Below are 25253 nucleotides of genomic sequence, written 5' to 3' on the forward strand. Positions count from 1 at the left end.
CGTCTTATAAAAGCAATGCGCTTGCAGTGAAAGGAGAAATTCGATGGAAATGAACATGCTTGAGAACTTTAATCTGAAAGAAGAACTGAAAAAACGGGGAACGAAGAAGATCGGCTATGTGCCCTTCGCCCAAAAGGCCAACGGATCCTGGGTGAGCATTCCCGTAATGCTGGCGGTGGGAAAGAAGGAAGGCCCGGTGCTTCTGGCCGACGGCTGCTGCCACGGCGATGAATATGAGGGGACGGAGGGCATTATCGCCGCCTTTGACGCTCTGGACGTCAGCGAGATGAGCGGAGCCTTTGTGGGAGTGCCGGCGCTGAATCTGGACGCCTTCGGAGAGATGCGCAGGTACAACGGCAATGATTTTGTGCCGGTGGATCTGAACCGGACGTTTCCCGGAAACGAGGAGGGTTACTTCACCAGCTCTCTGGCCCATTTCTACTTCAATAATTTCATAAAGCATGCAAACGGGCTGATCACCCTGCACGGCGGCGGGAATTATCTGTATCTGAGTCCTGTGACGAATTTTCAGCACATGGGAGACGAGACCAGCAAAATGTCGGAGGCTATGGCGCGGGCGTTCGGTTTTGAGGTGCTCTGGCGGGACGACGAATGCAGCGGAGAGCAGGGCATGGAGGATCAGGTCTCTTATCTGAACGGAGTGCCGGCCATTACTCCGGAGATCGGCGGTCAGGCCACCCGTCTGCATCACAGAGAGGAAACAGTGGGCAGGATCAGAGAAGGGATCATGAATGTACTTCGGCTTTTCAAAATTCTGGACGGAGAGGTAAAGACCTTCGACGATCAGTATTACGTCAATCTGGAATATATCTACAGCCGTCACGGCGGGATCCACAAGCCGCTGAAGAAGGAGGGCGAAGAGGTGAGGAAGGGAGAAACGCTGTCGATCATCACGGACGTGTTCGGCCGGGAGGTAGACCGTGTCCTTTCCCCTTACGACGGAGTGGTGGTAGGCTTCCTGGCCTATTCGATCATCAATCCCAGGTCCTGGTCCTATCTGCTGGGGCGGGATGTAAAAAAAGCGGACTGACCGTTAAAACCAGCGGACGAAAAGGAGTGCAAAATGGAGGGTAATATAAAAAAGAAAAAATTTGTCATGCCTCACACCTATGTGATTCTGGGAATATTCATCCTCTTTGGATTTTTCCTGACCTTCGTGCTGCCCAGCGGCGAGTACGATCGCTATTTAAATGACGCGGGGCTGACCGTAGTAAATGCGGAATCGTTTCATCTGGTGGAAAAAGCCTATCTGAATGTATTTGATCTGCTTCTGGCCGTCCCCACAGGCCTGATCAACATGGCGTCCATCATATTCTTTATCTTTATCATCGTGGGTGCGTTTCAGATCGTCATCGCCACAGGCACGTTGAACGTGGCCATCGGGCAGGTGGCGAGAGCCATGCGGGGCAAGGAGATCTGGTCGATCCCTCTGCTGCTGTTCGTGTTTTCCATCGGCGGCGCCACTTTCGGAATGTCCCAGGAAGGACTGGTCTTCGTTCCCATAGCCATCATGCTGGCCCGCTCCTTCGGGTACGATGCCATGACGGGAATGTGCATGGTGCTCATCGGCGCGCAGGTGGGATTCCAGGCCGGCTGGATGAATCCATTTAATGTGGGTATCGCCCAGGGTATCGCGGAGCTGCCGATCTACTCGGCCATCGGAGTCCGCCTCGTGCTCTGGATCGTATTTCTGGTAGTCACCTCCTGGTATATGATGCGGTATGCCAGGCGCGTGCAGAGCGATCCCACGAAGAGTCTGGTCCATGACCTGGAAGTAGAGCAGGCGGGACAGGGCAGCATCGATCTGGAAAACCTGGAAAAGCTGTCAGGCCGGCAGATCGGCGTGCTGCTGGTCATCGTGGCTACATTGGCCACAGTTATTTACGGACTCACCAATCTGGACTGGTTTATCAATGAGATGAGCGCCATGTTCGTGGCCATGGGCATTATCAGCGGTTTTGTGGGAGGCTTCGGCCCCAGCCGTATCTGCGAGGAATTTGTAAAAGGCTGTGAGACCATCGTGTACGGCTGTCTGATCGTAGGCATCGCGCAGACCATGGTGGTCCTGCTGCAGCAGGGCATGGTCATCGACACCGTGGTCTATGATCTGGCTGGTCTGGTCTCCGCTCTGCCGCCGTTCCTGACAGCCATCGGCATGATGCTTGTGCAGACGATCATCAATTTCTTTGTGAATTCCGGTACAGGGCAGGCGGCTCTGACCATGCCGATCATGGTTCCGCTGGCGGATATACTGGGGATCACTAGACAGACGGCGGTCTTTGCGTTCCAGATGGGAGATGGGCTTTCCAACTGTATCTTCCCCACCAGTCCCACATTGATGGCTTCGCTGGGGCTGGCGAAGATCGGCTACGACAAGTATCTGAAATTCCTCATGCCGCTCTGGCTGATCTGGAATCTGATCGCGGTGCTGCTGCTCGTTTACTGCACGATGACGAATATCGGTCCCTTCTAGCCGACGTCCGTCTGACGGACCTGGGCCGGCCTGCGAAGTTACAGGGGAAAGGAGAACAGCTGATGGAGAGGAAGAAAAGAGAAAGACCGCGGTCCTTGGAAGAGACGATCGCATCCATGAGCCGAAGACAGGCGGCGTCGGTGATACTGTTTGTGCTGGGAGCGATCCAGGCTGCGGTGGGGCTTGTGATCCAAAACTACATACCGCTGATCTTCGCCTCCTGCCTTTTTTACGCGGCAGTAAGGCAGAAACAGGCTGTGGCGCGTATGAGACAGAAAGATCCGCGGCTGCTTCTGGCGGCGGAACACAGCGTCGCCGCCAGAAGAGGAAGACTGATATCTTCCGCTCTGCAGCTGGGATTCGGGGCGGTCATACTTTATGCGGCCCTGCGGTCCGTTTCGGTCATCGGGCTGATGGGCGCCGGAGCCCTGCTCTGGCTCGGGGTAAGCGGCCTGTGGAAAACGGCCGTTCCCGGCGCGGCGGCCGCAGCGATCCGCAGACCTACGGCCGCTGAGACCGGAGACTGTGAAGCCGGCGGAACTGGAGACTGTGCAGCGGAAGGCGCAGCAGGCCTGACTGAGAAAAGCGCCGGGAGGACGGCCGTGGGAAAAGGCAGGACCGGGGCCCGACTGAAGGTATACTGCGTACTGGCCGCCGCAGGGCTGTTTCTGGGCGTAGGGCTCGTCTCGCGCAGCGCCGCGGAGATCGCCGTGGGCGCGTTTATGGCGTACTATGGTATCAAAGAATCAAAGGTCCCCGGCGGCGCAGATTGATCCAAAACAGACAAAACAAGACCCCTGCGGAATAACTTCCGCAGGGGTCTTCGCTGTTTCTACGGGAGCGGCTGGATAAAACATCCGCCTGCGGTGTGTATTTTTTTCCATTCTTCGCCTTATCACCTTTCGGTAATAATTATGATTATTTTGGATGATAATATCAACTGAAAAAAATGACCGGACAGCGAAGACATCACAGGAGGGACACAAATGACAAAGCTGCTGCAGGATGTGGGGATCGGAACGAATTTGAAAAGGCTGCGCACAGCCAGAAGGCTGACGCAGGAGAATCTGTGCGCCAAGATGACGCTGAGGGGCAGACCGATGTCCCAGTCAGCCTATTCACAGATAGAAAACGGTACGAGGAATATTTTTGTCAGCGACCTGATCGTGCTGAAAGAGATCTACAATGTGCCGTACGACGAATTTTTTCGGGATGTTCGCCCGGTCAACAAGTATGAGCAGTGCAGTGGTTCCGGCGAAAAGGCGGAGACAGACAAGTAAAATAACTAAAATAGTGAATGGACTGCCGCATCAGTTTTGTGCGGCAGTTTTTCTGTCTTTTTTGGATAGTCCCACAGGGTCTTGCGCGCTGACGCGGGGAACTCTAAAATAGAGAGAAGGCGGCATAGGGCCTGCGGCACAAAGAAAAAAGATCTGAGTGGTTTTCTCTTTTTCGCCGTATTATAGGTGAGATGTTTATTTCAGCGGAAAGAGGTGAAATGATTGAACGACGAGAAGATCATAAAGGCGATCAAAGAGGGCGACGCGGCCGCCATTGATCAGGTGATCACAAAATATTCCAGACTCATGTGGTCCGTCGCCGGCACGGTGCTGAAAAATGCCGCATCCCGGCAGGATATAGAGGAATGCGTCGCCGATGTCTTCATCTACCTGTGGCAAAATCCGGATAAATATGATGCGAAGCGGGGCAGATTGAAGTCCTGGCTTTCGATGATCGCCAAAACGCAGGCGATCAACCGGTATCGCTTGCTGGCGAAGCACAACGAGGCGCCCCTGGACGACAAGATGTTTGCCCGGCAGCTGGGCGTCATGGAAGGAATCCTGGAAGAGGACGCCAAACGCTCGCTGACCGCTGCGGTAAGGGAACTGGAAGAGCCGGATCAGGAAATTCTGGTGAGACGATATTATTACGATCAGAAGCCTAAAGAGATCGCTTTTGCACTCGACCTGCCGGTAAAGACCGTGGAGAACCGTCTTTACCGCGCCAAGCGGAAGCTGCGGGAAATGATCGCCAATTGAAACGGGAGGGATACGGATGAATTCATTTGATAAAGATAACCTGAAAAATATAAAAGCGATCTTCATGGATAAGACCGGGGTGGATCTGCCCTCCGTCGGTCCGGCCAGACGCCGCTCTGTCCGCAGGATCGTCGTGCTGGCGGCTGCCGCAGCCTGCTTTCTGATCATGACTGCCTTTGCGGCCGGCATGTTCTCGTCGCTGTCCGGCGATGATCTGAGCTTCCGCGCCGTCTACGAGGGAAACGGCGTTGTCACCGTGGAGGTGGAAAATCTGTCGAATAAAGACCTGCGCTTTCAGCCCAGGCTCAGGCTGATGCGCTGGACGACCGGTGAAGAAGTGGAACCTCATTCGAATGGGGTGATCTTTCAAAACACGGAGATACCGGCGCATTCCGACGGAGCCATGACCATCGATCTGTCCGGGGCTTACGATGTGGAACAGCTGGAAGAACCTCTCGACAACGACTGGTATTACTTTATCCTGACAAACAATAATTTTGCATTCGGTCAGGACTGGATCTGTAACGTCCGGTTCGCAGATCCTCTGGAAACACCTGAAACATCTGAAATACCGGCGCCGCCGGCTGAGTCTGACGCCGCTGTGATACAGAGAGTGGAAGAAGAGCTTCGCTTTTACTTTGGAACGATCTCCTGGGACACGGATGAACGGCGTGCCATGGACGCCCAGTATATTGAGGCATACACAGAGCTCTTCGATCGATTCGACGGGAATATCGTTCCCTCCGTTTCCCCTGCCCTGTTAGTGGACGATCCGGCTCCCGGAGTGATCCTGGACAGCAGCCTGCCGTCCGACGAGCAGTATCTTCTCATCGGACAGCACAGGCATACCCACGATGTGAACTATAAGCTGATGGCATCGGAAGCGGAAAGCGCTCTGGTACTCTCTGCTGAGCTGCCGCTTGAGACATACGACGCGGGCACTTATCTGCCGCTGTTCTACATTTTTACCTACGACAGATCCCAGATCACAGGTGAAGACGATCACGCCTTTATCCATGGGCAGATTTTGAGCTTCAGGGAACTTGAGGAGTATAAGGTATATGAGGATGACCGGTACCTCTGCTATGAGGTCAGCGATCTGATCTATACTGATCTGGAGAATTACGCCCGGAGCTTTGCCGGAAGAGATCCGCACATTCGCTTTGACGATCAGGTGTGGACCCGTGTAAAAAATATTTACGGCTACTACAAAGAGAATCTCGGCAATCTGTTTTATTACAGATAGAAGAACGACTACGTGTTTCGCGAGGGAGAGACAGGAAAAGCCGCGGCCCATGGTAAAAAGGGCGGCGGCTTTTCGATTTGTTTTGATCCGATTTTCATCCTCAGAAGCACTTTAGAAGCACTTTTTCAGCATTTCAGGGTCCGGCTCTTCTGGCCTCAGGAGCCCGACGAGGAAATAAGCGATCCCTCCGGCGGCCAGCCCGAAGACGATCTCGTGAATATGGAAGGGAGCGATCTTCACCTGATTGAAAAAGACGAAGGTCGAAACGCCCACGATAATAGAAGCGATGCAGCAGGGGGCGCTGCCTTTTTTCCAGTAAAGTCCTCCGATAAGCGGCCAGAAGAAAGTCGCTTCCAGGCCGCCCATGGCAAAGAGGTTGATCCACACGATAATGTCGGGCGGGGACAGGGCCAGAAGAAATACGATCAGGCCCAGCAGGATCGTGATGAGAAGACTGAGCACAGGCAGCTTTTGCACCGCCGCTGCTTCAGCAGCTTCAGCTTCGGCGGCTTTCTGAATTTCAGGTTCGGTCCCGGTCTTTGCGGGCTTAGCGATATAGGTCAGGTACAGATCCTTGATGATGGTGGCCGAGGCAAGGATCAGCAGGGAGGAAACGGTGGACATGACGGCGGCCAGCGGCGCGGCGAGGAACAGTCCGGCGGCCCAGGCAGGCATGTAGCGCAGTACCACGTAGGGAATGACCTGATCGGTGCTGGCAATGCCTTCCGCCGGCAGCAGAGGCAGCGTCAGAGCGCCCGCAAAGTGCATGCCGATCATGAGGATACCTACGACCACGGTGCCGTAGAGCATGGCCCGGTGCATGGACTGCGTATCCTTAAAGCCCATGCCGCGGACAGCGGTCTGGGGAAGTCCCAGTGTCCCCGCGCCCACCAGGACCCAGAAAGAGATCATATAGCCGGGGGACAGTGCGGTGAGTCCGCCGCTGAATTCACCCTTGCCCAGAATGTCCCAGCCCGGGTTCATGGCGTCCAGCTGCGCCGTGATGCCGCTGAGTCCGCCGCCGGCGCGGATCACGAAAAAGAGCAGCAGGAAGGTGCCCAGCGTCATGATGATCCCCTGAAAGGTATCCGTGATCACTACAGCCTTGAAGCCGCCGATGGAGGTGTAGAGGATGACGACCACGGCAAAGAGCGCCAGCCCAGCCCAGTAAGGCATACCCGTCACGGAGGATACCAGCGTGGCTCCGCCGATGAACTGAGCGATCATCTGGGTCAGGAAAAAGACCACCAGACAGACGCCGCAGAGGATGACTACCGCGGGGGAGTTGTATCGCGCTTTAAAGTAATCGGTGACGGTGACAGCGCCGATCTTTCGGGAGATGATGGCAAACTTTTTCCCCAGAACGCCCAGCGTCAGAAAAGCCGTGCCGATCTGGATGGCCGCCACCCAAGACTGCGTCAATCCCCAGGAAGCGGAGAGACCAGGGCCGCCCAGAAAGGAGCTGGCGCTGGTGTAGGTGGCTACCAGCGTCATGGCCAGCACGAGACCGCCCATGGAACGGCTGCCCATGAAATAGTTCTGCATAAATCCGCTGGAAGCATGCTCTCTGGCAGATCTGCGGCTCATGTAAATACCGAGGAACATATTGATCGCCATGTAGGCGATGAGAACTACCAGAATGACGATCTGTTCAGTTGACATGGCCGTCCTCGCTTTCTGCCTCCAGGCTGAAATTGACAAATACTTTTTTCAGCAGAAAAATTACGCCTGCTACGCCTACCACGAACACGCCGGGAGTGCTGACGATCCACCAGAGCGGCAGATTCATAAAGTATATGCCGCAGCTGTTTAAAGCGTAGCCAAAGCCCACGTGCCACGCGAAACAGATCAGAAACAGCGCAATGGTGGCCAGCGCTTCTTTTTTGATCTGCCGGTTCTTTTCATCTTCGGTCATAGGTTTCATCGACGATCCTCCTTTGTGGGAATGCCGCACCCCGGCATAAAATCCGCCGTTTGTCGGAATTTCCTCTAAACAAAAAAATATCCGCGCACCGCGCCTAAATGCAGACTGCACTTCGGCGTATGCCCCGGATGGATCGATTCCTGTCATATGGTTTTCTACCGCAGAATATAATAACCGCTGGCTGCTGTAAAACAAGCGCGGTTTTTCTATAACTGGCCGCGTCCTTTCGGAGACCCTGCGAGAGCCGCCGGCGGCCCCGGTCTGGTCCCGTTCTTCTGGGAATACGGTGATTCTCCTGCAGATACGGGCGTTTGCGCCGGACGTCGGTAAAAGTCCTGATATGAGGTATAGTTTCCCTAGGAATACTGTCCATCGCGTTTAATATACCATTCGGGGTCCCCTATGTAAAGAAAAAAGTGAGGACAGTTATGAAAATCAGGGATCGATTTAAGAGTTCATCATGCTTTCTTAAGAAATAATACTTTTATTTGTCAGAGTCTCTTCAAACAGTGATCACACAGAGCGGTTAGAATAAGACCATAGAAACAGGGGAGAGCCGGAAGGACCGGAGCCGCGGCGCCGTCCGGCGGAATGTACAAAAGGGAAGACGGAAAAGGGAGGGAATATCAATGAAGAAAGAAAAGAGAGAACAGTTAATATTTAGAAACGAATGGAAACACAGCATGGACCAGACCGACTATCTCACGATCAGAAACAGGCTTGCGTCCATCGCCGGCGATAGTATGTACGCCGGACTGGGAGGCATGTACCGGGTGAGAAACCTGGCTTTTACCCAGACGGATGGGGACCGCCATCCGGATCTGCTCTCAAGCATCGGACGCAGAGAAAGCTTTCGTATCAGGTACTATAATGAAAATACGGACTATATCCGCCTTGAAAAGAAGACGCGGGTGGGGGGTAAGACGAACAAACAGTCTGTGCCGCTGTCGGAAGAAGAATGCAGGCGGATCCTCGCGGGCGACACAGAGTGGATGGCCGAATCCGTGGAACCGCTGATGAAAGAATTTTATGCCAGGATCAGCAGTGGGGAGCTGAAGGCGCAGACTGTGGCGGATTTTCGGCGGGAAGCCTTCGTTTACCGGCCCTGCAACGTGCGTATCACAATGGACAGCCGCCTGGAGACCGGTATTCCGGCGGAGCGGTTTCTGGATCTGGACTGGCGCCGTCAGAACGCGGCGGATACAGCGCCGGCTCAGAGCGCTGTGACGGGAGACGGTCTGGGGTACAGCCTGAAACAGCAGAAGGAGGCGGTCATCATGGAGATCAAATATGACTGCTTCCTGCCTGAAGTGATCCGGGCGGCGATCCGCGTCACACAGAAAAGACCGTCGTCCTTTGCCCGCTATGAAGCCCGGCACGCATACGGACAAATGTAGATCCGGGGGGAGAAATAGGCCTGCTTGACTGTCAGATAGTTAATACATGAAATAATTAGCACTCTAATAGAAAGAGTGCTAATTTTTCTGTTTAAAGAGATGACTTGGAGGTATAATATAAGTGTACGAACGAGGGCGTGAAAGGAAGAGCCCACGGGAGATATAAAAAACAGAGATCAGCAAAAGTTAAAAGGAGGTATGACTTATGTTTGATTTAATGCCGTTTAGAAAAAATGAAAACAGTATCTTCAGTTATCTGGATGATCTGGAAAAGAATTTCTTCGGAGATTTGTCCAGGGACGTTTCACAGTTCCGGACAGACGTGCTGGACAAAGGCGACCATTATGAGCTGAAGGCGGATCTGCCGGGATTCAGCAAGGAAGAGATCAAAATCGACCTCAACGGAGATATGATGACCATCCGCGCGGAGCACAGGGAGGATAAGGAAGAAAAGAAAGAGAACTATGTCCGCAGAGAGAGACGCTACGGTTCCTTTGTGAGAAACTTCGATCTGAACGGGATCGACAAAGAGAGTATATCAGCGGCCTATCAGGACGGCGTGCTGTCCCTGAAGCTGCCGAAGGAAGCGCCGCAGCAGCCCACGGCCAAACAGATCACTGTGGAATAGTCCCCCCTCCGGATCGGGAAGGGTGCGGGACGCAGGAAACGGGCGCATGGCGAAAAGGCGGCGCAGTGAGAAAACCGTTTCAGAAAGAAAATAGAAAGCAGATTGTGATTGACGAAAGCTCCATTCAAGTGTAAAATTACACTTGAATGGAGCTTTCTTGTTTTAGGCGCGCTGAAATATGCGGCGATTGGGAGGACGGATGATGGGGAATGACAGAAGCGAGTTTGCCGCCGGCACCGGAGTGCTGATCCTGCACGGATTCGGAGGAGATCCAGGGGAGGTGGCCGCACTGGCCGCCTATCTGAAGGATGCCGGTATTTGCATCTCTGCTCCGCTTCTTCCAGGACACGGCGGAGATAAGCGGGAACTGAGCCGAGTCTCCCGGCGGGACTGGATCGCGGCAGCGGCGGCGGCCTACGCGGAGCTGGCGGCGGGCTGTTCCAAAGTCTACGTAGTGGGTTTTTCCATGGGAGGACTACTGGCCGTACATTTTCTGGCCGGTGATCTTTGGGAAAAAAATGAGCATAAGGAAGCGCTGAGTGGTCTTGTCACAGTGAATACGCCTGTTTATTACTGGAACTTTCGCCAGATCGCAGCCAATCTTTTGAAGGCCATGGGCGATAAGGCGCAGAGGGAACAGTGGAGAAACCGTTATCTTTCCTGCGCCCGGGGTCTTCCGTTGCGTGCAATGGCTGAATTTCAGCTGCTGCTTTCCGGATCGAAAGGGCTGTACAGGCAGCTGTGCTGTCCGGCGCTGATCCTGCAGCTGGCCGACGACGATACGGTCCGGCCTGCAAGCGGAGACTATATTTTGCGTCGCATGCGGGGCAGCCGGACACTGCTGAAACTTCCGCAGGGTGGACATCAGATCTTTCAGAGCGGTCAGGCAGGAGAAGCCTGCCGGGCCATCGGCAGCTTTATCGGAATTTCCCAGGAGGCGCGGCAGATCTCCGCTGAAAAAACGAAACGGTCTGCGTCAGCAGCCGCACCTGTATCTGCAGCCGCACCTGTATCTGCAGCCGCACCTGTATCAGCAGCCGTCGAAGGTTGTATGTGAGTATTGTGTCTGGACTGCCGCAAGCCAGTAGACTTTCCGAGTATTTTATGGTAATTTAGATAAAGAGAAGGGCGGAGGATGCGCGCCCTATACGGTCACATACAACGTTGGGCATATAATGGGCCGGAATCGTAAAATCAGACTTTGCCGGCCGAAACGGAGGAAGAAATGGAAAAAGAATTACTGTTGATATTGGACTTTGGCGCTCACAACAATCAGCAGGTGGCGAAGATGGCCAGAGAGGCCGGCGTCTACTGTGAAGTGAAGCCATACAACATTTCGGAGGAGGAGCTGAACGCCCTCGAACCGAAGGGGATCGTGTTTATCGGCGAGGAAGAGACGGCGGAGAAGGACGCCGGCGCTGCGGCGGAGCGTATAAAGAAGTCGGCTGTTCACGGACCGCGGGTCATGGAGCTGGGAAATCAGAAGACGGAAGAGGAAGTGAAGAAATTTCTCTTTGACGACTGCGGATTTTCAGGAAGCTGGACCACGGAGGCGTTCATCAGCGATATGGTGGAACAGATCCGGGCCCAGGTGGGAGATCGGAAGGTGCTCTGCGCACTGTCCGGCGGCGTAGACAGTTCCGTATGCGCGGCGCTGGTCCACAAAGCGGTGGGCGACCAGCTGACCTGCATGTTCGTCAATCACGGGCTGATGAGAAAGGGCGAGCCGGAAATGGTGGCCGATATATTCGGAAAGCAGTTCAATATGAAGCTGATCTCCATCGACGCGGTGGATCGTTTTCTGGACAAGCTGGCCGGCGTGGACGATCCGGAGCGGAAGCGAAAGATCATCGGTGAAGAATTCATCCGCGTATTTGAAGAAGAGTCCGCCAAGCTGGGGAAAATGGACTATCTGGTACAGGGGACCATTTACCCGGATATAATCGAGAGCGTCTCCAACAAAGGAGTGGTCAAGTCCCATCACAACGTGGGCGGACTGCCGGAGGACATCGACTTTGAATTGGTGGAACCGCTGAAATGGCTGTTCAAGGATGAGGTCCGCAAGGTGGGCGAGGCTCTGGGCCTTCCCCACGAGCAGGTCTGGAGACAGCCCTTCCCCGGACCGGGGCTGGGCGTTCGCGTGGTGGGCGCCATCACCCGTCAGAAGGTGGAGTACGTAAGAGAATCCGACGCGATCCTGCGGGAAGAGATCAAAAACGCCGGACTGGAGAAAAGCATCTGGCAGTATTTCACCGTGTGTCCCGGCTGCCGTTCCGTGGGTGTGAAAGACGGAAAACGCACGTATGAGGAAGCCATCTCCATCCGCGCCATCCTCTCCAGCGACGCAATGACCGCGGATGTGGCCGAGCTCCCCTATCCGCTGCTGAACAAGATCGCATGCCGCATCGTGGCGGAGGTGGACGGAGTGAACCGGGTCATGTACGATGTCACGCCGAAACCGCCGGCAACTATTGAGTGGGAGTAAATGTTCGATCCCCCAAATCCCTGCAGTCGCAGGGATTTGGGGGATTTTCTGTATTCTTAGCGGGACGGAGAAGGGCAGCGCCCGGATGTCTCTGAGCGCTTCATGGAAGTGAAGCTGGAGAACAAGGCACTGCGGCGGAGCTCGCCGAATATGAGGGGGTTGAGTGGGCTTTTGGTCTCCGGGAGGTGGAGAACAAAAGCCAACGGGAACAGGCAGAGAAAGGCTGTAAGCGGCCCTTCGTTCCTTTGGCCGGGGCGGGCGATAAAGGCTTGAATTTATGAACAGTATTTTGATTTTTTACTACAATGAAATATGAACGATGATATTTATGGTTCCTTGACTTTTGCAGATCCAGATTATATAATATGTTTAAACTTTTAAACTTGTTTTGGAGGTGCAAATGAGCAAACGAACGATGGGTATTCTCTCTGAATGTATTCCGATGTTTACGATGCTCCAGGACGAAAACAGGCAGCAGATCCTTGTGCTTTTATTTGATCACAAACAAATGACGGTCAATGAAATAACTGAAAAATTGGAGCTGTCCCGTCCGGCTGTTTCACATCATTTGAAATTACTATTAGATGCCGGCTTGCTTTCTGTCAAAAAGAATGGCAAAGAGCGAATTTACAGCCTGGATCTTCAAAAAGCCATGGCACAGTTAAAAGAGTTGCTCTTGTCGATCGAAGCTGATATTAACGCCTGACAGATCAGGCGTTATATTCGATCTTATGCGTTTATAAGTCTAAACATTTAATCGGGGGGAGCATGTGACCATGGGTAAAAAGCAAAATATGAGTGTAAGCTATCAGAACCAAGGCAGCTGGCGAGAGATCCAAAGTTTTCTTCCTCAGGGCTATCAGTTAACAGATGCCACTATGCCCAAAGAAGAGTGCTGGGATTGGAAAGGGAACCAGATACATTTGGACACCTACCGCAATCCGAGTGCGAAAGCGAAAATTATCCTATTTCATGGTGTTGGAACCAATGGCAGACAGATGACAACGATCATCGGCAGGCCTCTGGCGGACGACGGATTTGAGGTGATCGCGCTTGATATGCCGATCTATGGGGAGACCGTCATAAATAAAGCGATGACGATATCGTTTTCTGATTGGGTCGAGTGCGGTAACGATTATGTGAATCATGAACGATCAAGAGATGACCGGCCGATATTCTTATACGGCCTATCTGCAGGAGGCATGGAGACCTATTTTGTTGCGGCAAAGAACAAAAGGGTCAAGGGGATCATTGGAATGACGTTCCTCGACCAGAGAGAAAAAGCGGTAAGAATGACCACCGCAAAAAACTGGTTCTGGGGTACATGTGGAACGGCGCTTGCCAAAACGTCCTGTCTCGTGGGACTTTCTAAATTCAAAATGAAAATGAGCGTATGCTCAAAGATGGACACCCTGTGCAACGATGAAAACGCATTGAGAACGATGCTGAAAGATAAAACTTCAGCTGGAAATAAAGTCAATATGAAATTCCTGTCTGATTATATGAGCTATATCCCCGAAGTTGAGCCGCAGGAGTTTGATGTATGCCCCATTATCCTGACGCAGCCGGAGAACGACCGCTGGACGCCGGAATTTTTAAGTGATATCGTGCTTAATAAGATCAAAAAAGTAACCGTCAGAAAAGTAAAATTAAGAAACGGCAGCCATTACCCGATCGAAGCGGAAGCTCTGGAAGATCTTCATCAATATATTATGGAATTTATCAACGAAAACCTTGAATGAGACGCCGGCATGAAGATCATTCCGATAGAACTTGATATATACCCGTACAGCCTTTCCGCCGAAACATACCGAAACGAAACCACAGCTCGCCTGTATTCCCTCTTCCTGTTTACACAGGAAGAGTTGACAGATATAATATAAACAGGCGTATCTGAAGTGGCGGAGGTGTATGTATGAAGAAAGTAATTGCGATCGTATTGACGTTAGTTTTGGTTGTTGCTTTAAATGGATGCTCTAATAAGGCGCTTACTTATTACGGGAATTTGGGTTATGATCTAAGCGGTGCAGGCTATGAGAGTATAGAGTTCAATGTTTATCATTCGAATACGGATGATCATACCTGGGAACTCCTGAAGACATTCTCGTGTTCTACGGAAAAAGAGCATTTTGCTGATGTCAGATTGGAAGGTGCAGAAAATTGCATAACCATTACGTCTGAAAATAATCGTGTTGAGAAAACAGAGAATACAGTGTCATATTATACGGAGGACATGGATACCTATAAATTTACCATTGATGGCTTTTCTGGATGGATCGGCTCCTTTCAGAACTTTGAGGTAAAAGATACTGACGAAGAGCAGTTTTTCCGTTTATATCCCATCAGTAATGATGAGGGAGGAACGTTCTTTCAAGAAATAAAGATAGACCAGCCGTACGATGAAGAGGAAGAAAACCTTGATAATATTCTGATTACGATCAGGCTTCAATAAATAACAAGGTGAGCAGGCGAGCTCTCTCTTGATCGCAAGTCCCGGAGACCCTGTAAGATCAACGCGCAACAAATCGTGTCTTGACGTCTGCAGCGAGATTTAATACGCTGGAACCGGGGGTGATATAAATGAGGATCAATCAGAATCTGCGCGATCTCCGTGGGATAGCCGGGATGACGCAGGAGGAAGTGGCGAACCATGTGGGCCTGACCCGGCAGGCGATCTCGGGCTATGAATCCGGCAGAACGCAGCCTGATCTGGATATGATCGTCCGGTTTGCGGAGCTTTACCAGGCTGATGTTTCCGATATTCTATACGGGCGCGGCCGTGAACAGAGGAGGACGCGGGCGGTGAGGATCGGGGCCGTCGCTGTATTTGCGGCGATACTGGTTCTGATATTCTCCGTGTCCGGCCTGCTGTTTGCGGCTAATACGCTTTTTCCCGTACCCGAAGGCGTGGGGGTGACGGATCTGACCAGACCGCTGATCGAACTGCGCTTTGCGATCCTCGATATCCGGACGGCGCTGCAGGGGGCCGCGCAGATCGTTTCGGCCGTGGGCTGTCTCATCATGGCGGTCCTTTTTACAGGGCAGAAGCGTCTTCCGCCGATTAAAGAGTGCCTTTGGGCCGTGTTTGCCTTTGTGATGGGAGCCATGGTTTTTACGGTTCCATTTGGCGCATACGATCCTATTTACAGCTTGACGGACTATGTACTGATTCTGTTCTATGTGTTCCCGCCTGTTTTTCTGCTGCTGATTTTTCGGATCGTTCTTGGCCTGATCAGAACACGGCGCGCAAAGGAGATACTGTCTTAAACCCGGTAAAGAGGTTATGGGAAGCTCGTGGTCCTGATAGTCTGCGGCGGCCGGATGGATCGCGGTCTTCATATTGCCATCGGACAGACGATATGATAATATGAAAACGAAGAAAGTCACAGGAATATATCGAATTTGCCGCCGGGTAAACGTCTTTGTGTCCATTCCATTAGGCCTTTGAAGGAATGAGCGCGGGACGTTTTGTTGCTTTATGGAAGAAAGGAGTATCTGTATGTTCAGAGACATGCGCCGTTTCAAACAAATACTGTCTGAGGAGGACTGCGCCGCGGTGCTGAAAAGGGGAACGTCAGGGGTCCTGGCTGTGTTCGGGGACGAGGGTTATCCTTACGCTGTGCCGCTGAGCTACGTCTATGACGGTTCAAAGCTCTATTTTCACTGCGCGAAGACCGGTCACAAGCTGGACGCCATCGCGCGGAACAGTAAAGTTTCATTCTGCGTGATCGATAAGGATCAGGTGGTGCCTCAGGAGTACACCACTTATTTTCGCAGCGTGATCGTATTCGGGAAGGCCCGCGTTCTGGAGGATGAAACAGAGAAGAGGGCCGCGCTGGAAAAGCTGGCCGCCAGATATTCGCCGGATCAGGAGCAGGGGCGGCTGCAGGAGATCGACAGGCAGATCGACAGGGTCTGCATGGTAGAGATCACGGTGGATCATCTGACCGGGAAAGAAGCCATCGAGCTGGTGAGCGCGAATAAAACAAATGACATCGTTTAAATGAGCGGGAAAGATACTGCGGCCCAACATTCTGCAGAGGAGGCACTTCGTCCTCATTTCATGTATGGACCGCAGTATCTTTTTATCTCCGCCACCGGAAGATCTATGGTTAATGTCTGGCTAAAACAACGGGAATACAATTTTTGATAATCGCGGCCACTGCATATTCGCTGATCTTACAGTCTGTATCTACCCAGTGCTTTAATACCATGGTAAAACCTGCTTGAAAATTGATAAAGTAATACATAACTTCTTCATCCGCCTTGACACCGGCCTGTTCGCAACGAAGTTTTATGATTTTCCATAATTCTTCATACCCCTGTTTGAGCGGAAATGATTTTCTCGTTTGCAGATTGATTCTGTAAAAGTATTTATGTTTTTTGATGTGTTTCAAAAACTGGATAAACGATTCCTCAGAGAAGATCTGATGTTCGCTTTTATCGCCATAGCTATCAAGTAATTCTTTTCGCAGCTCCCTTTCCATTTTATCCAACATATCGTAAATATCTATGAAATGAGCGTAGAATGTGGAACGGTTGACCTTCGCTTTCTCGCATATTCTTTTCACGGTTATCTTTTCAAATTCAGTATCTTTCATTAGTTCAAGCATAGTTGATTCCATGCGGATCTCTGTTTCATGGAAACGCTGATTGTTCTTTTTATTCACAGGTTTTCGCTCCTTTTATTATTCCAACACAAATTGGATTATTGCTGATTGATCCTCCCATTATATGAGCTCATAATAAGAATTGCAAGAGATATTACAATACTTACAAAAATGAAGAAGGAGACAGTTGAATAATGAAAAAAGAAAATTTTGTATCTATGGTTATGGGAACGGTCGGCGGCATTTTTTTTTGCGATCGGAATGTGTATGTGCATGATTAGAGAATGGAACGCGTTTCCGCAAGGCGTCATAACAGGGACGGCTGGTTTGATCATTTTGCTGGTCATGGCCGCTGTCCGTCGAAAGATGCAGGGCAGACCTGCTGTTGAACTGAGTGTAAAAGCAGTTGGCACGGTAGTTCTGGCTATGGCGGGCGCGCTCATTTTTGGTATAGGTATGTGTATGACAGTAGTCTGGCAAGGACTTCTGGTTCAAGGCATCGTCACAGGCATCGCAGGGATCGTCCTGCTTCTGAGTCTTATTCCTCTTTGCAGGGGAATTAAATAGGATGGTCTGCAGGAGCGTTTTAAATTATGAAATCAGCAATTTATCTGGGTAAAGAAAATATAAAAATTCAAGAATCGCCCATACCCCAATTAGACAGCTATGATGTATTGATTAAAAATATTTATTCCAGTATTTGCGGCACGGACGTTGCCGTATACCGTCATGGAGCAGATACGGGACACCGCATCAGGATCGGTGAGGCGTTTGGACACGAAACAGTTTCGCGTGTCGTCGCTGTGGGTGAAAAAAATACTGATTTTTCTGTGGGCGAACGGGTATACCCATACCCTCTTTATGCGTTGAACGATGTGGACAGAGCCGGGGCCATCGGAGGATTTTCTGAATATATCAAAATTCCTGATGCCAAAAGAAACGATTCGTTATATGAGGTTGACAGTGAGATCTCCGACAAGGCAGCCTGTCTGATCGAGCCTTTTACTGTTGGCTGCAGAGCCGCAAGACGTGGACAGCCGAAAAAAGGAGAAAAATTCGTCGTGTTTGGCTGTGGGACCATCGGCCTTGCCAGTGCGGTGGCTCTTAAATATTTTGGGATCGAAAAGGTGATGATATGTGATATATCTGATTTTCGGTTGAAAATAGCAAAAGATTTGGGTTTTGAGGTATGCGACACTTCAGTAAACGATTTTAGGGAAAATGCAGTCGGTTATTTCGGCACGGCATATTCATTGAAGGGACCGACAGCAGATGTGGATTGTTTTATCGACGCCAGCGGTGCCGATGAGATTTTGCCGTTATTCATGGAAAAGGGTAAAATTGAAAGCCGTTTTGTTTCCGTTGCTGTTAACAAGGCAGTGCGCGGCCTTGACCTGTTGCATTTGACATATTCTCAAAAAAGCATAATCGGCTCTGGCGGATATATGCCGGAGGATGTTGCAGATGTAATGGCCATAATGAAAAGCAAAAATTGGGATATTGAAAAGCTGATCACCCATGAATTTTCTTTAACTGAAATAGACAAAGCGTTTCAGACAGCTGCAAATACAGATATTTCATTAAATGTTACCATCAAGTTTGAATAAGCGTCTCCCGATCCCTCCGGCGGTTGTCTGTGTCACAAGCAATCCGCTCTGTCAAATGGAGTTCTGCAGGAGATCCACATAGGTGCAGCTCCTGTCTGCATGCCAATTTCTTATTTGGCCCGAAGGCTTGACAGCCCCCGGGCCTTTTGCTACTGTTATTTTAGTGTAAAAAATCTGTTTGAGGGGTGAAGGATGGGATCGGTATCTTTTGTGTGCAATTTACGCACTACGCGGAAACGCCCCCTGACTGAAGATCTTGTAATGTTAAAAACAGTTATCTGCGGCGTGTGGAAAGGATCCGGCCACGCCGCAGGATCGTGCGGTGGGAATGGGGGCGCTTCATGAACAGCGATGTTCTCAACGCGTTCACCGTTGTGGTGACGCAGATTTTTCTGGGCTTCTATGTCACGCTGCTGCTTGACTTCCGGGAGCCGGTGCAGACGTGGCGGAAGCGGTGGATCTGTTTCATTTCCATTGTCGTAGCTGCCAACGTGGGGCTGATCCTGAGCTGCGGCTATTGGGAAGTCTACACCAGAGCGGGGATCGTCACCATGACGCTGCCCTATGTTTTGCTGACGATGTGGTGTTCCCGCTATAAGGGTCTGCGGGTGCTGTTCAATCTTCTGACCTCCCTTGCCATCGGCTGTATCGGAAATACCAACGGGGCGCTGGCGGCGGCGCTGCTCCCTGGCTTTGCGCTGATAAAACCGTTGACCAGAGCGGTTTCTTTTCTGCTGCTTTACCTGCTGCTGCGCGAACTGAAACAACCGTACCTTCGCATGCTCCGGGTGCTGGACCGCGGCTGGGGCGTTCTGTGCATGGTCCCCACCACCACCTTTTTCACGCTGGTGTATATCACGAATCACCAGATCCGCACGGATCCGATGGGGATCATGGCGGTGATGTATGGTTTTCTGATCGTGTGCGTCTATTCTTATGTACTGATCTATTTATTTTTCAATAAGGTACAGCAGGAGTATGACAGTCAGCGGAACAATGACCTGCTGATCACGCAGGTGTCCGCTCTGCAGGGTCGATTGGAGGCTGTCCGCGCCGCCGACGAGGCGGTCCGCATTGAGCGCCACGACCTGCGTCACAAGCTCCAGGCGGTGGCCGCCATGGTGGAAAAGGGGGAAAAGACGGAAGCCCTCGCCTATATCGGCGCGTCCCAGGCTCATCTGGACGAACTGAAACCGGTGCGCTGGTGCCAAAACCCGGTGCTGGACGCCATTTTAGCCTCCTACTTCAGTCAGGCGGAACGGCAGGGGATCCAGGTGGAAGCGGCCCTTGCCATACCGGACCAGCTGCCGGTGGACGCGGCGGAGCTGTCTACTGTGTTTGCCAACGCTCTGGAAAATGCCATTCATGCCTGCGCCGGGCTGCCGGAGGAGAAGCGGAAGATCATCTGCAAGTGCATCAACCAGCCGCGGCTCATGTTTGAGGTCGCCAACACCTGCGCGGGGGAAGTCCCGCTGGATGAAAACGGAATGCCCGTGGCCGGAGGCCGGGGGCATGGGATCGGCACGCGTTCCATCGCGGCGTTTTGTGAAAATCACGGCGCCGTGTGTTCCTACAAGGCGGAGGACGGATGGTTCAGAATGCAGGTGGTCCTGTAGTATGAATTTGTGATAGAATAAAACCGATGTGGGGATCTGTTTGGGAAATGTGCGGGAAATGTTGTGGGGGCGGTAAAGTGGAGAAGGACAGAGAAGCGATCTGGGGGCGGCTTGCCTGTGTATTTGGGAGAATGGAGAGCTGTTTCATCGTACAGACGGTCAGAAGCGGGTTGATCACGATGATCCCTGTTCTGCTTTTGGGTTCTTTTTCTCTGGTGCTGCGCTCCCTGCCGCTGGGCCCATGGCAGACATTTGTGTCCGGCTTTGCGGGAGGTCTGCTGCGTGTCTTATTCGATCTGGTCTATAATGGAACGTTCGGTCTGCTGTCCATCTATATGGTACTGGCGATCAGCTTCAGCTACAGGCAGAACAGCAGGAGGGCGGCGGAAGCCGATTACAACGCGGTCATTTCGGCGCTGGCCTGTTTTGCCGTCAGCTGCGGAATTCTGACCGAAGGATTTACGGCCGGCGCCTTTGGCGTGAAGGGAATGTTTCTGGCTATTTTCTGCGGCCTGAGCGCCCCGGCTCTTTACGGGGCTTTGGAATCGCGGCGGCGCGGAGAGCGCCGGCTGTTCAGCGAGGGAGCGGATCTGGACTTCGACAGCGCCGCGTCTGCGGTCATTCCCGCCGCATCGGTCATTTTGTTTTTCTCGGCGGTCAATCTGCTGATCTTTCAGATCTTGGGCTATTCTGGTCTTCAGGAAGTCTTCGTTCGCGGTGCGGAATATATCTTTCACGGCCTGGGGCGCAGCCTGGGCAGCGGCCTGCTGTTTGTGACAGTCTCCAGCCTGCTGTGGTTCTTCGGCGTTCACGGCAGCGACGTGCTGGACAATGTGTCGCAGAGTCTCTTTGCGGAGGGGATCCACGTCAACGCGGAGCTGCTGGCTTCGGGAGCTCCGCCCACAGAGATCGTCACCAAGACTTTTTTTGATGTGTTCGTCCTTATGGGAGGTTGCGGTTCCACGCTGTGCCTGCTTCTCGCTCTGTTTCTGTTTGGCAGACACAGGAGCAGCAGACGGCTGGCCGGAATGGCGGCTGTGCCCATGCTGTTCAATATCAACGAACTTATGGTATTTGGACTTCCGGTAGTCCTGAATCCCTTCTTTTTTATCCCTTTTTTGATAACCCCGCTGGTCTGTACCTGTACGTCCTACGCCGCGTTTTCTCTGGGACTGGTGCCCATTCCCACCGTGACTGTGGAGTGGACGACGCCTATTCTCTGGGGCGGATACGCAGCCTCCGGATCGGTGAGCGGAGCGGCGCTGCAGATCTTTAATCTGGCGGTTGGGACTGCCATCTACCGGCCCTTTGTCCTCCAGTATGATCTTGAGAAAAACAGAAACGCCGCCAGATGGATGAACCGTCTCCGGGATCTGCTCATGGAAGGGGAGGAGAACAACCGGCCGGTCTCCCTGCTTCAGATCCCCGGGCTGGGAGGGCGGACGGCGAAAATGCTGGCTGCCGATCTGAAGTACGCCATGGAAGACGAGGAGCTGTATTTCCTTTACCAGCCTCAGTTTGACAGCCGGAAGCAGTGCATCGGAGCGGAGGCGCTGCTGCGGTGGGATCATCCGCAGACAGGCAGCGTCTATCCGCCGCTGATCGTGGCGCTGGCTGACGAATCCGATCAGCTGCTTCAGCTGGAGGAATATGTGGTGAGTCACGTACTGCGGCAGGTGGAGACCATGGAAGGCGGCTGGGGCGATCATTTCCGCTTCTGCGTGAATGTGACGGCCAAGAGCATCGTACGGGAAGAATTTCTGGAGTTTCTGGACGCGCAGGCAAAGCGATTCGGGGTGGGAGAAAAGACAGGGATCGAGGTCTCTCTTGAGATCACCGAACAGTCCGCCCTGCTCTCGGAGCAGCTGGACGAAAAGTTTCAGAGGATCCGGGAATTGGGCTTCCGCCTGAGCATCGACGACTTTTCCATGGGTTTCACCTCGTTAAAATATCTGCAGAGATCGCAGTTTTCACTGGTGAAACTGGACGGCTCTCTGGTCAGAGATCTGATCACCAACAGCAGAAATCAGGAGATCATCAGCTCGATCGTCCAGTTGTCGCGGCCGCTGGATTTTTCCGTGCTGGCCGAGTATGTGGAGACAGAGGAGCAGCGTCAGATGTTGGAACAGGTGGGCTGCCTTCAGTATCAGGGATATCTGTACAGTCCTCCCGTGGAGTTGGCGGAAGTGAGAAAACTGCTGCCTGCTCCGTATGAGGATCATGAGGGCCCCACTGTTCCGTCAGAGGGATAGAGGAGTTCGGTCAACGTCTCCAACAGGAGATCTTCGCCTATATGGTCAAGGTAATACCGGGCCAGTTCGGGGTTGTCCGTGACCAGTCCGTCCGCGCCCAGACGCAGGATCTTTTCAATACCGGACTTTCTGTTGGCAGTCCAGGCGTACAGCTTTTTCCCCTTCGCATGAGCCTGCACGGCCATTCCCGCAGTGAGGGAGGAGGTCTCCACGCTGTAGGCGTCGATATAGGGAATATCAGAGAATTGATCGGACAGAACAGCGGTAATATAAACGGTAGCGATCTCGGGCGCCAGTTGTTTGCTTTCCCGCAATAGCTCCATGCTCATGGAGGCCACGGAGCATTGGTCTTCCATTCCAGCCTTCCGGATCTGGCGCACAGTGGACGCTACCAGTTCCCGCTCGTGTCCGGTAGATTTCAATTCCACCATCAGCGGCATCCGTCCCCGGGCGGCGTCAAGCATTTCCTCCAGAGTAGGGATGCGTTCGCCTTTATAAGCAGCGGAGAAAGACGAGCCGGCGTCAAGGGACCGGACCGCGTCGTAATCCAGCTGCCAGATATTCCGGTCGACACCGGTGATGCGCCGCAGATTTGTGTCGTGCAGGACCACCAGCACCCCGTCCCGCGTCTGCTGGACGTCGATCTCCGCCATATCCGCTCCCGCGGCGATGGCGTTTTTTAATGCGGACAAGGTGTTCTCCGGGGCAAAGAGCGCGCCGGCCCGATGGGCGATGATCTGCGTTTGAGGGTTAAGGTATTGGGGCGGATTACTGCCCAGTTCCGTTTCGCTGAAAAAAACGAGAAAAACGAAAAGAGCCGTGATGGCCAGAGCCCGGCGCAGAATCCGCTTCGGCGTCCTGCGAAGACTCTCGCCGCGCGGGCGTTCTTCACTTCTGCACTGATGATAAAGGACCACCGCCACGGCCCACAGAGCGGCCGAGCCGAAGATGTTCAGCGCCAAAGTCGCGGGGCCGCTCCATTTCAGAAAGTAGAACTGGAAGAAAGCCATTCCGCCGTCAGATGCTGGCTGCAGCTTGCTGAAAAACCAGAGCAGCAGAGTGAAAAGAGAATAGAACAGGATCGAGAAAGCGGCGAAAGCGCACAGAACAGCCAGCAGCCTCACGGCTGTCTTTGCCGTTTTACCGCGCAGGATCCGGCAGGCGGAGCCCAGCGAAGCAGTCAGGTGTTTTCCGTGGAGGACCATTTCGGGCAGCGCAAACAGACAGAAAAAAAACAGGATGTTCAGCAGGGCGATCCCTGTGAAAAAAAGAGCCTTCAGCGCCGGGTCTGACTGCAGATAATCGCGGATGAACTCCGGGACGCCCATGCTTCTCAACGGACCGTCGGCCAGTGGGAAAGCGGCCAGAGCGAGGAGCGGCAATAACAGGGGAACAAGGGGCAGATTCCGGTAATGAAAAAAAGAACGCGAACGAAGAAACGTTTCTTTCCACAGACTGCGGACGGCCAGGGTCTCCCCTCTCCAGCCGGCCTCGCAGCAGAGGATCAGGGCGGCGATCTCAAAATATGAACAGTAGACCAGGGCCAGAAGTCCGATCAGGAGAAGGAGCAGGGAGAGAGGATTGGTAAATATCACTCCGATGTTTTCCTGACCGATCAGACTCGTTCCGCTGAGACGATGGACGGCGGGAGTGATCCGGTAGGCCAGCTCCTGAAGCAGAATAAAACCCGCCAGCTTGTAAATGATCTCAAACCAGAGCAGCGTGGTCCAGTTTCGGCTGCCGGTCTTCCATGTTGACCGAAGCGTCCCGATAAAGGCGCGGGGCGCACGGGGCTTTTGCGTTGTGGACGGCGTATTGGCCGAGGGGCGCGTATCTTTCATCAAAGGCACATCCTTTTTTATAAAAAATATAGGCGAACTGCGTGGAGACCCGGACAGATACAGAGCGTCAGGCCGGATCTTCAATGTCCGCACATCATTAAGTTGCCCTCAGAGACTGATCAATATGCAGCGACAGTCCAGTGCCGCTGCGCGCCGCAGTAGACGGACAAAAGCGTTTTGAAAAGCGGGCGCTGCTAAGGCGTAAATCCTTGTAGGAGGTTTCGATTGAGGATATAATGGAGAAGAAAACAGGCGTGCGGCGGGACGGATGCCGGAGCGGCCATGATGGTGAAAGGATGACAGAAAAGGAGAGTCAGGATGGACATTCAGAAAGTGATCTCAAATTTTGAACGAAACGGTTACAAGGTTTCCTGTTTTGAAACGGCAGCGGAGGCGGCGGATTATTTAGACGGCGCCATCGACGGCAGACATGTGGGCTTCGGCGACTCGCAGACGCTCCTTCAAATGAAACTTTTTGAGCGGCTGAGCAGGCATAACCGGGTGGCCGACCCGCAGCACTGCGCGGAGGGAAGGTCGTTTACGGACACCGCGAAGGAGTGCCTGACCACAGATATCTTCCTCACTTCTGTGAACGGAGCCAGCGAGACCGGTCAGATGGTCAACATCGACGGCGAGGGCAATCGGATAGCGGGATCTCTGTTCGGGCACGACAAGGTGTATTTCGTGCTAGGGGTCAACAAGATCGCCCCCACGCTGGAGGAAGCTGTCTGGAGAGCGCGTAACGTTGCCGCGCCGCTGAACGCCCGGCGGTTCCAGCTGAAAACGCCCTGTGCGGTGCGGGGAGACCGCTGTTATGACTGTTCCAGTCCGGACCGGATCTGCAATGGACTGATCATCCATTATAAGAAGATGGAGTGCGTCGATATGGAAATCGTGCTCATCAACGAGAAGATGGGATTTTGATCCGGGGCACAGGATCTTGATCGTGGAGAATAGCCGCGACGAAAACCGCAGAAAAACAACAAAGCCGCCCCATGGGGGGCGGCTTTGCCGTTCTTAAGGAGTCGGGCGCGCGCCACATCTGCGCGCCCGTGAGAGTTGCCCCCGGCAAGAGTTCACTTTCCGGAGGTTTAAACATGCACAATCATTTGCA

24 protein-coding genes are annotated in these 25253 nt (G+C 52.8%); 20 read left to right on the forward strand and 4 right to left on the reverse strand.

Annotation, left to right across the window (positions count from 1 at the left end; all coding sequences use genetic code 11):
• Positions 1-43 precede the first annotated feature (43 nt).
• The 6 genes from E0E37_RS04795 to E0E37_RS04820 all read left to right on the forward strand — a co-directional run bounded on the left by E0E37_RS04795 (position 44) and on the right by E0E37_RS04820 (position 5779).
• Positions 44-1051, forward strand: a complete 1008-nt coding sequence (locus tag E0E37_RS04795) for a succinylglutamate desuccinylase/aspartoacylase family protein (protein WP_130861844.1) — start codon at positions 44-46, stop codon at positions 1049-1051.
• 33 nt (positions 1052-1084) lie between these two features.
• A complete protein-coding gene (locus E0E37_RS04800; RefSeq protein ID WP_130861845.1) occupies positions 1085-2494 on the forward strand; it encodes a YfcC family protein in 1410 nt (469 codons plus the stop codon).
• A gap of 62 nt (positions 2495-2556) precedes the next feature.
• The gene (locus tag E0E37_RS04805) at positions 2557-3267 is read left to right on the forward strand and encodes a hypothetical protein (protein WP_130861846.1); all 711 of its coding nucleotides are present in this window, start codon (positions 2557-2559) and stop codon (positions 3265-3267) included.
• Between the two features lie 213 nt (positions 3268-3480).
• On the forward strand, positions 3481-3774 hold the full coding sequence (locus E0E37_RS04810) for a helix-turn-helix domain-containing protein (protein WP_130861847.1): 294 nt from the start codon (positions 3481-3483) through the stop codon (positions 3772-3774).
• A 222-nt stretch (positions 3775-3996) separates the two neighbouring features.
• Positions 3997-4533: a sigma-70 family RNA polymerase sigma factor gene (locus tag E0E37_RS04815; protein WP_130861848.1), complete on the forward strand. Its 537-nt coding sequence runs from the start codon at positions 3997-3999 to the stop codon at positions 4531-4533.
• A 16-nt stretch (positions 4534-4549) separates the two neighbouring features.
• Positions 4550-5779: a hypothetical protein gene (locus E0E37_RS04820; RefSeq protein WP_130861849.1), complete on the forward strand. Its 1230-nt coding sequence runs from the start codon at positions 4550-4552 to the stop codon at positions 5777-5779.
• Between the two features lie 111 nt (positions 5780-5890).
• On the opposite strand, the gene panF is transcribed toward E0E37_RS04820, so the two are convergent.
• Both panF and E0E37_RS04830 read right to left on the reverse strand, forming a co-directional pair.
• On the reverse strand, positions 5891-7441 hold the full coding sequence (gene panF, locus E0E37_RS04825) for a sodium/pantothenate symporter (RefSeq protein WP_130861850.1): 1551 nt from the start codon (positions 7439-7441) through the stop codon (positions 5891-5893).
• Positions 7431-7703 (reverse strand): YhdT family protein, encoded by a 273-nt coding sequence (locus E0E37_RS04830; RefSeq protein ID WP_165445210.1) that lies wholly within the window; start codon positions 7701-7703, stop codon positions 7431-7433. The genes panF and E0E37_RS04830 overlap by 11 nt, the downstream gene beginning before the upstream one ends.
• Before the next feature lie 629 nt (positions 7704-8332).
• On the opposite strand from E0E37_RS04830, the gene E0E37_RS04835 reads away from it, so the two are divergent.
• From E0E37_RS04835 to E0E37_RS04875, 9 genes are all read left to right on the forward strand, one after another.
• The gene (locus E0E37_RS04835; RefSeq protein ID WP_130861852.1) at positions 8333-9100 is read left to right on the forward strand and encodes a VTC domain-containing protein; all 768 of its coding nucleotides are present in this window, start codon (positions 8333-8335) and stop codon (positions 9098-9100) included.
• A gap of 205 nt (positions 9101-9305) precedes the next feature.
• The gene (locus tag E0E37_RS04840; protein ID WP_130861853.1) at positions 9306-9728 is read left to right on the forward strand and encodes an Hsp20/alpha crystallin family protein; all 423 of its coding nucleotides are present in this window, start codon (positions 9306-9308) and stop codon (positions 9726-9728) included.
• Between the two features lie 202 nt (positions 9729-9930).
• Complete coding sequence (locus tag E0E37_RS04845) at positions 9931-10785, forward strand: alpha/beta hydrolase (protein ID WP_165445211.1); 855 nt, start codon at positions 9931-9933, stop codon at positions 10783-10785.
• A gap of 168 nt (positions 10786-10953) precedes the next feature.
• Positions 10954-12213, forward strand: coding sequence for a glutamine-hydrolyzing GMP synthase (guaA, locus tag E0E37_RS04850; RefSeq protein WP_130861855.1), 1260 nt, complete (start codon positions 10954-10956; stop codon positions 12211-12213).
• A 400-nt stretch (positions 12214-12613) separates the two neighbouring features.
• Positions 12614-12919, forward strand: coding sequence for a metalloregulator ArsR/SmtB family transcription factor (locus tag E0E37_RS04855; RefSeq protein ID WP_130861856.1), 306 nt, complete (start codon positions 12614-12616; stop codon positions 12917-12919).
• 70 nt (positions 12920-12989) lie between these two features.
• Positions 12990-13955 (forward strand): alpha/beta fold hydrolase, encoded by a 966-nt coding sequence (locus E0E37_RS04860; protein ID WP_207302922.1) that lies wholly within the window; start codon positions 12990-12992, stop codon positions 13953-13955.
• A gap of 173 nt (positions 13956-14128) precedes the next feature.
• Entirely contained in the window at positions 14129-14665 is a 537-nt protein-coding gene (locus tag E0E37_RS04865; RefSeq protein ID WP_130861857.1) for a hypothetical protein, read from the forward strand.
• A gap of 128 nt (positions 14666-14793) precedes the next feature.
• The gene (locus tag E0E37_RS04870) at positions 14794-15480 is read left to right on the forward strand and encodes a helix-turn-helix transcriptional regulator (protein ID WP_130861858.1); all 687 of its coding nucleotides are present in this window, start codon (positions 14794-14796) and stop codon (positions 15478-15480) included.
• Between the two features lie 232 nt (positions 15481-15712).
• A complete protein-coding gene (locus E0E37_RS04875) occupies positions 15713-16216 on the forward strand; it encodes a pyridoxamine 5'-phosphate oxidase family protein (protein ID WP_130861859.1) in 504 nt (167 codons plus the stop codon).
• Positions 16217-16325: 109 nt separating this feature from the next.
• On the opposite strand, the gene E0E37_RS04880 is transcribed toward E0E37_RS04875, so the two are convergent.
• Positions 16326-16883 (reverse strand): TetR/AcrR family transcriptional regulator, encoded by a 558-nt coding sequence (locus tag E0E37_RS04880; RefSeq protein WP_130861860.1) that lies wholly within the window; start codon positions 16881-16883, stop codon positions 16326-16328.
• 213 nt (positions 16884-17096) lie between these two features.
• Between E0E37_RS04880 and E0E37_RS04885 the strand changes: the two genes are divergently transcribed.
• The 4 genes from E0E37_RS04885 (at position 17097) to E0E37_RS04900 (ending at position 22298) form a co-directional block, all read left to right on the forward strand.
• Entirely contained in the window at positions 17097-17390 is a 294-nt protein-coding gene (locus tag E0E37_RS04885; RefSeq protein ID WP_330548540.1) for a hypothetical protein, read from the forward strand.
• A 26-nt stretch (positions 17391-17416) separates the two neighbouring features.
• Positions 17417-18430 (forward strand): zinc-dependent alcohol dehydrogenase, encoded by a 1014-nt coding sequence (locus E0E37_RS04890; RefSeq protein WP_130861861.1) that lies wholly within the window; start codon positions 17417-17419, stop codon positions 18428-18430.
• A gap of 341 nt (positions 18431-18771) precedes the next feature.
• The gene (locus tag E0E37_RS04895; RefSeq protein ID WP_130861862.1) at positions 18772-20046 is read left to right on the forward strand and encodes a sensor histidine kinase; all 1275 of its coding nucleotides are present in this window, start codon (positions 18772-18774) and stop codon (positions 20044-20046) included.
• 77 nt (positions 20047-20123) lie between these two features.
• Complete coding sequence (locus tag E0E37_RS04900) at positions 20124-22298, forward strand: PTS sugar transporter subunit IIC/EAL domain-containing protein (protein WP_165445212.1); 2175 nt, start codon at positions 20124-20126, stop codon at positions 22296-22298.
• Here E0E37_RS04900 and E0E37_RS04905 read toward each other — a convergent pair.
• Positions 22265-24139, reverse strand: a complete 1875-nt coding sequence (locus E0E37_RS04905; RefSeq protein WP_130861864.1) for a glycerophosphodiester phosphodiesterase family protein — start codon at positions 24137-24139, stop codon at positions 22265-22267. The two genes, E0E37_RS04900 and E0E37_RS04905, sit on opposite strands and share 34 nt — an antisense overlap.
• 318 nt (positions 24140-24457) lie before the next feature.
• Between E0E37_RS04905 and E0E37_RS04910 the strand changes: the two genes are divergently transcribed.
• Positions 24458-25063 (forward strand): lactate utilization protein, encoded by a 606-nt coding sequence (locus tag E0E37_RS04910; RefSeq protein ID WP_130861865.1) that lies wholly within the window; start codon positions 24458-24460, stop codon positions 25061-25063.
• Positions 25064-25253: the final 190 nt, after the last annotated feature.

The organism is Bacilliculturomica massiliensis, assembly GCF_900605495.1.
Taxonomy (GTDB): Bacteria; Bacillota; Clostridia; order Peptostreptococcales; family Anaerovoracaceae; genus Bacilliculturomica; species Bacilliculturomica massiliensis.